We start from the raw sequence: 5,247 nt of genomic DNA, 5'->3' as shown, positions 1-5,247 counted from the left end.
CGAGGCCGAGCATCAGCAGCGCTCCGCCGCCCGCCTCGCCGAGCCCGGCGGCGAGCGCGCTGTGCTTCGGGGGGTGGAAGCCCATCGCCTCCATCGAGGCGGTGGTTGCCTGGATGCCTCCGCCGCCGAACCAGCCGGCCAGCTTCTGGGTGCCGTGCGCGGCCAGTACCGCGCCGGTCCCGACACGCAGGACGAGAAGGCCTAGGTCACGCCGGTCGAGGCAGGCCATGGGGGTCTCCGCAGAGGTGTCGGGGTGGGCGGGGTACGACGGGGCGGCCGCACCGAGCCGGGCGGATGCCACAGCTCCACCTTCTGTGGCATGGGGCGCAGGCGGGCCCTGGTGTTACGCCGTTCGGGGGCGGCCTCGTGTGAGGTACTGAGACCCCACACCATTGTGCAACTTGTTGCACAATGGAGTTCCGGTGGTCTACAACTGGCGCAACCGACACTGCGCAAGGAGCCGCCGCATGAGCCCGTACCCGAATCTGCTGAGCCCGCTCGACCTGGGGTTCACCACGCTCCCCAACAGGGTGCTGATGGGTTCGATGCACATCGGTCTCGAAGAGGTCGAGCGCGGCTTCGAGCGAATGGCCGCCTTCTACGCGGAGCGTGCCCGGGGCGGCGTCGGCCTGATGGTGACCGGTGGCATCGCCCCCAACGCCCGGGGCTGCTCCTTGCCCGGCGGGGCCAAGATGACCACCGAGGCGGAGGCCGAACAGCACGCGCGGGTCACCGCTGCCGTCCACGGGGCCGGCGGCCGGATCGCCATGCAGATCCTGCACTTCGGCCGGTACGCGCACCATCCCGATCTGGTGGCGCCGAGCGCGATCCAGGCACCGATCAGCGCCTTCACCCCGCACGCCCTCAGCGACGACGAGGTCGAGGAGACCATCGAGGACTTCGCGACGGCGGCCGAGCTGGCGCGCCGTGCCGGGTACGACGGGGTCGAGATCATGGGCTCCGAGGGCTATTTGATCAACGAGTTCACCGCCGCCGCCACCAATCACCGCACCGACCGCTGGGGCGGCTCGTACGAGAACCGCATCCGGTTCCCCGTCGAAATCGTGCACCGGGTCCGCGAGCGGGTCGGCAGCGACTTCGTCCTGATCTACCGGCTGTCGATGCTGGACCTGGTGCCGGGCGGTTCCTCGCTGGAGGAGGTGGTGCGGCTCGCCCGCGAGATCGAGTCGGCCGGTGCGACGATCATCAACACCGGGATCGGCTGGCACGAGGCCCGCATCCCCACCATTGCCACCTCGGTGCCGCGTGGCGCCTACACCTGGGTCACGGAGAAGGTGCGCGGGGCCGTCTCCGTGCCGCTGGTGACGAGCAACCGCATCAACACGCCCGAGGTCGCCGAGGAGATCCTCGCCTCGGGCCGGGCGGACATGGTGTCGATGGCCCGGCCGTTCCTCGCCGACCCCGACTTCGTCGCGAAGGCGGCCCAGGGCCGTGCGGACGCGATCAACACCTGTATCGGCTGCAACCAGGCCTGCCTGGACCACATCTTCAGCGGCAAGGTCACCTCCTGCCTGGTCAATCCGCGTGCCTGCCACGAGACCGAGCTCACCCTGTCGCCGACCCGCACCGTGAAGCGGGTGGCGGTCGTGGGCGCCGGGCCCGCCGGGCTCGCGTGCGCCGTCTCGGCGTCCGAGCGCGGGCACCGGGTGACGCTGTTCGACGCGGCCGAGGAGATCGGCGGCCAGCTGAACGTGGCGCGCCGGGTCCCCGGCAAGGAGGAGTTCGACGAGACGCTGCGCTACTTCCGTACCCGGCTCCGCGAGGAGCAGGTCGAGCTCCGGCTCGGCACGTGGGTCACGGCGGGCGCGCTCGAGGGTTTCGACGAGGTCGTCCTCGCCACCGGTGTCACCCCGCGCTCCCCCGCGATACCGGGCCAGGACCACCCCAGCGTGGTCGGCTACCTCGATGTCCTGCGCGACGGGGCACCGGTCGGCGAACGGGTCGCGATCATCGGGGCGGGCGGCATCGGCTTCGATCTCGCAGAGTTCCTCACCGACTCGGGCGACGGTGCGAGCCGCGACCCCGAGGTGTTCTTCCGGCAGTGGGGCGTCGACACCTGCTACCTGGACCGCGGCGGCCTCCGCGCTCCGGAACGCCCGAAGACCCCGCGGACCGTCCACCTGATCCAGCGCAGGACCGGCAAGGTCGGCGCGGGGCTGGGGAAGACGACCGGCTGGATCCACCGCACCGAGCTGCGGCACCGCGGCGTCACCACGATCGCGGGCGCCGCCTATGACCGGATCGACGACGAGGGCCTGCACCTCACGGTCGACGGCGAGCAGCACGTCCTGCCGGTCGACACGATCGTGGTCTGCGCGGGTCAGGAGCCGTGCCGCGACCTGTACGAGGCCCTGCTCGCCGCAGGCCGTACGGCGCATCTCATCGGCGGCGCGCACGTGGCGGCCGAACTGGACGCCAAGCGGGCGATCCGCCAGGGCATGGAGCTCGCGGCCTCGCTGTGACGCACCGGCCGTGTGGCACAGGGCCGGCCCCTGTGCCACACGGCCGCGGCCGGCCGTCCATAGGATGCACCCCATGTCACTCCCGTATGCGATTCTCACCGCCCTGCTCGAGAAGCCGTCGTCGGGGCTGGAGCTGACCCGCAGGTTCGACAGGTCGATCGGCTACTTCTGGTCCGCCACGCACCAGCAGATCTACCGGGAGCTGGGAAAGCTGGAGCAGGCCGGACAGATCCGCGCGCTGCCGTCGCAGCAGCCCGCCCGCGGGCAGAAGAAGGAGTACGAGGTACTGCCCGCGGGCCGCGAGGCGCTCTGCGCATGGGTGGCCCGCTCCGAGGACCCCAAGCAGGTCCGGGATCCGCTGTTGCTGCGCATGCGGGCCGCGGCGGTCGTCGGGGCACCTGGTCTGGATGCGGAGCTCCGCCGCCACCTGGGGCTGCATCGCCGGCAGCTGGCGGAGTATCTGGAGATCGAGCAGCGGGACTTCCCGCCCGGGCGGAACTCCGAGGAGGACCGGCTGCGCCACCTGGTCCTGCGCGGCGGCATCGATCTGGAGAACTTCTGGATCGGCTGGCTGACGCGGGCACTGGACCGGGAAGAGAAGCCGGGTCCTCAGCCTGGCCGCCCCTGTACGTGACAGTCGGGCAGGCGAATGTCACGTTCCCGCGCCGCACCGGCGGCCGGCAGGCGCCGCTTCCGTGCCCTACGAACCGCCCACCGGTGCCCGGCCCGGTTCCGGTCGCAGCGCCGGCTGGTCCATCGGCCCCCGGATCGCGATGACGACCCGTGACGGCGATCCGGCCCCGGGCTTCGGCTCGCCCCCGGCCGGGCCGACAGTGACCGGACCGGCGGCGGCCGAGGTCTCCGCCTGGGCACGACTGAGCAGGATCACGCCCCGTACCGCCGCCACCGTCCCGAGCAGGGCCAGGAACAGGCCGGTCGCCCCGCCCTGCAGGCGTTCGCCGAGCAGGGCCAGGCCGATGGCCGCAGCGGCCACCGGATTGGCGAGCGTGACGACCGCCAGCGGTGCGCCCAGGCCACCCCGGTAGGCGGTCTGGGAGAGCAGCAGCCCGCTCATCGCGAACGTGGAGACCAGCAGCGCGACAACGACCAGATGCCGGCTGAGCAGCGGACCGGTGTGGTCGGTGACGGAGACGGTCAGGGTCTGGGTGAGCGCGGACGCGACGCCCGAGGTGATGCCGGACGCGGCGGCGTGCCGCAGGCCCGGGCGTACTCCCGGCCTGCTGAGTCCGGCGACGACGGCCAGGGTCCCGGCCCCGACGGCCAGGGCCTCGGGCAGGCTGAGCGTTTCGTGCGGGGCGGCACCGCCCGCGGTCACCAGCAGGGCAGCGAGACCGAGCAGGGTGAGGACGGTGCCGCGCCACTCGATCCTGGTGACCCGGCGGCCCGCGGCCCTGGCACCCAGCGGGACGGCGGCGACCAGGGTGAGGGCGCCGAGCGGCTGGACGAGGGTGAGCGGGCCGTACTCGAGCGCCGCGACATGCAGCAGCGCGCCACCGGCGTTCAGCGCGACCGCCGACCACCAGGCGCCTCGTCCGAGCAGCCGCAGCACCCCGGCGTCCGGTTCGGTCCGTCCGGCGAGCCGGGCCTGCGCCACCGCGGCCGACGCGTAGGCCGCGGCGGAGACCAGGGACAGCGCGACGGCGATCACGGTGGCGTTCATCGTCGCGCTCTGGGCGAGGCGTACGCGGCCGGGACGGCGGGCTCGGCGGCGTAAGGCACGGCCGACAGCGCGGTTTCACCCGGAAGAAGCTCGCGGGCCAGGGGCGGTCGGGCAGAACTGTCCGGCTCCCGATCTGCTGGCTCGCTACCGGCGTACATCACCCGGTGCCCCTTTGCTGACGAAGCGGTGTTACGAAGGCATGGTCCAGTCCATGCCGAATCGATACGCCAGTGTACCGATACGCGAACGTATCGGTACACGTGCGTATCGGTACACTGACGTATCGAAGGACCTCGTCGCAGCTCGCCGAGAGGGAAGACACATGCCGCCGCGGGAAGTCGCACAGGAACCGGCACACACGCCGCGCCGCTCGAAGATCACACCGGAGCGGGCCCAGGAGTTCTACGCGGCCGTGCTCGACATACTGCGAGAGTCCGGGTACGAGGCGCTCACCATGGAGGGGGTCGCCTCGCGGACCCGCTGCGGAAAATCCACGCTCTACCGGCAGTGGGGCTCCAAGCCCGAACTGGTGGTGGCCGCACTGCACGGCACCCGGCAGGCACTGCTGCCGCACATCGACACCGGCACCCTCGCGGAAGATCTGCGCGAGGCGGCGCGGGCGATCGGCGCGGGCTCGGGGCGCGACACCCCGCTCATGCACGCACTGAGCCATGCCGCACTGCAGAGCCCCGAGCTGCTGTGCGCGCTGCGCGAGGCGCTGATCGCGCCCGGACTGGCAGCGATCGACGCCATGGTCCGGCGCGGTGCGGAGCGCGGCGAGATCCAGCCGGACAACCCGGCAGCGGAGTTCGTCTCCGCACAGCTCCTGGGCGTGATGCGCGCCCGGCCACTGCTGGAGGGAGAGATCGCGGACGAGGCCTACCTCACCCGGTTCGTGGAGAACGCCGTTCTCCCCCCGCTCGGACTGGGTGCGTCCGCACACCAGGGCGTGGGCCGTTGTCCGAGCGGATGACGACGGCTCGCCGGCGCCGCACCGTGGGGACGGGGGCGGCGCACCGCCCGGGCGGCCGCTGCGACGACCGCATAGAGAACTGCCACACCGATCACCACCGCGAGATCGGA

The 5,247-nt window shown here is 72.1% G+C and carries 5 protein-coding genes; 3 read left to right on the top strand and 2 right to left on the bottom strand.

All coding sequences use genetic code 11. The features are described from left to right. Positions 1-229: DoxX family membrane protein (locus ACWCQ6_RS35650; protein WP_451096442.1), on the bottom strand; the 229-nt coding region annotated here is incomplete at its 3' end. Positions 230-467: 238 nt separating this feature from the next. Between ACWCQ6_RS35650 and ACWCQ6_RS35645 the strand changes: the two genes are divergently transcribed. After that, on the top strand, positions 468-2,483 hold the full coding sequence (locus tag ACWCQ6_RS35645; protein WP_451096440.1) for an FAD-dependent oxidoreductase: 2,016 nt from the start codon (positions 468-470) through the stop codon (positions 2,481-2,483). Positions 2,484-2,556: 73 nt separating this feature from the next. After that, positions 2,557-3,117: a PadR family transcriptional regulator gene (locus ACWCQ6_RS35640; protein ID WP_451096438.1), complete on the top strand. Its 561-nt coding sequence runs from the start codon at positions 2,557-2,559 to the stop codon at positions 3,115-3,117. 66 nt (positions 3,118-3,183) lie between these two features. Here ACWCQ6_RS35640 and ACWCQ6_RS35635 read toward each other — a convergent pair whose 3' ends face one another. Then, positions 3,184-4,164 (bottom strand): DMT family transporter, encoded by a 981-nt coding sequence (locus ACWCQ6_RS35635; RefSeq protein WP_451096437.1) that lies wholly within the window; start codon positions 4,162-4,164, stop codon positions 3,184-3,186. A gap of 322 nt (positions 4,165-4,486) precedes the next feature. Between ACWCQ6_RS35635 and ACWCQ6_RS35630 the strand changes: the two genes are divergently transcribed. After that, complete coding sequence (locus tag ACWCQ6_RS35630) at positions 4,487-5,137, top strand: TetR/AcrR family transcriptional regulator (protein WP_451096435.1); 651 nt, start codon at positions 4,487-4,489, stop codon at positions 5,135-5,137. The last annotated feature ends 110 nt before the right edge of the window (positions 5,138-5,247 follow it).

The organism is Streptomyces sp. NPDC001880 (genome assembly GCF_053594575.1).
This window is presented reverse-complemented; position numbering and strand designations above follow the sequence as displayed.